At 61.0% G+C, this 1,402-nt stretch carries 2 protein-coding genes; both read left to right on the top strand.

Features of this window, described 5'->3' with window-relative positions:
* Nucleotide 1 precedes the first annotated feature (1 nt).
* A complete protein-coding gene (gene tssB / locus A2I95_RS37955) occupies nt 2–463 on the top strand; it encodes a type VI secretion system contractile sheath small subunit (RefSeq protein WP_291737586.1) in 462 nt (153 codons plus the stop codon).
* A 15-nt stretch (nt 464–478) separates the two neighbouring features.
* Nucleotides 479–1,402, top strand: a 924-nt coding sequence (gene tssC / locus A2I95_RS37950; RefSeq protein WP_291737585.1) for a type VI secretion system contractile sheath large subunit, incomplete at its 3' end; no start/stop codon positions are given.

The following is a 1,402-nucleotide window of genomic DNA, read 5'->3' as shown; positions in this document are numbered from 1 at the left end:
GATCGAATATGACGTGGAGCTGTACGGCGCCGAGAAGAAGGTGCAGCTGCCGTTTGTGATGGGCGTGATGAGCGACCTGGTGGGCAAATCCGAAGTGGAGCAGCCCGCGGTTGCGGACCGCAAGTTCCTGGAAATCGACGTGGACAACTTCGATGACCGGATGAAGTCGATGGCGCCGCGCGCCGCCTTCACGGTGCCCAACACGCTGACCGGCGAGGGCAACCTGGCGGTCGACATCACGTTCGAGAGCATGGACGATTTCAAGCCCGCCGCAATTGCTGCCAAGGTGGAACCGCTGCGCGAGCTTTTGGAGGCCCGCACCCAGCTCAGCAACCTGATGACCTATATGGACGGCAAGACCGGCGCCGAGGATCTGATCTCGAAGATCATCCAGGATCCGAGCCTGCTGAAGACGCTGGCAGCGCAGCCGAAACCCGGCGGCGACGCCGACAGCGAAGAATAAGAGCGGAGGACGAAAATGGCTGAAGAAGAACTCCAGGCGGAAGCCGCTGGTGGTGAAGCCGCCTTTGGCTCGGCTGAATTTGCGAGCCTGCTGCAAAAGGAATTCCGCCCCAAATCGGACCAGGCCAAGACGGCGGTTGAAAGCGCGGTCAAGACCCTGGCCGAACAGGCGCTGGCAAACACCGCGCTGGTGTCCGACGATGCGCTGCGTTCGATCGAGAGCATCGTGTCGGCGATTGATGCGAAACTGACCGAGCAGGTCAATCTGATCCTGCACAACGAGGATTTCCAGCAACTGGAAAGCGCCTGGCGCGGCCTGCACTATCTGGTCAACAACACCGAGACCGATGAGCAGCTGAAAATCCGGGTGATGCCGATCACCAAGAAAGAGATGTCGAAGACCCTGAAGAAATTCAAGGGCACCGCCTGGGACCAGTCGCCGCTGTTCAAGAAGATCTACACAGAGGAATTCAGCCAGCTGGGCGGCGAGCCCTACGGCTCTTTGGTGGCGGATTATCATTTCGACCACTCGCCGCCGGACATTGAGCTGCTGGGCGAGATGTCCAAGATCGCCGCGGCCGCCCATGCGCCGCTGATCACCGGCGCCAAGCCGACCCTGTTCCAGATGGACAGCTGGTCGGAACTGTCGAACCCGCGCGACCTGACCAAGATTTTCCAGACCCCGGAATATGCCGCCTGGCGGTCCTTGCGCGACAGCGAGGATGCGAAATACGTCGGCCTGGCAATGCCGCGGTTCCTGGGGCGTCTGCCCTATGGCTCGAAAACCGATCCGGTCGACGAGTTTGCATTCGAGGAGGACACCGCAGGCGCCACCAGCGAGAAATACGGCTGGGTCAACGCGGCCTATGGCATGGCGGTGAACATCACCCGGTCGTTCAAGATGTACGGCTGGTGCTCGCGGATCCGCGGTGTGGAAAGC

The sequence above is a fragment of the Leisingera sp. F5 genome (genome assembly GCF_001593695.1).
The sequence above is the reverse complement of the archived record's forward strand: the minus strand, read 5'-3'. Positions and strand labels throughout refer to the sequence as shown.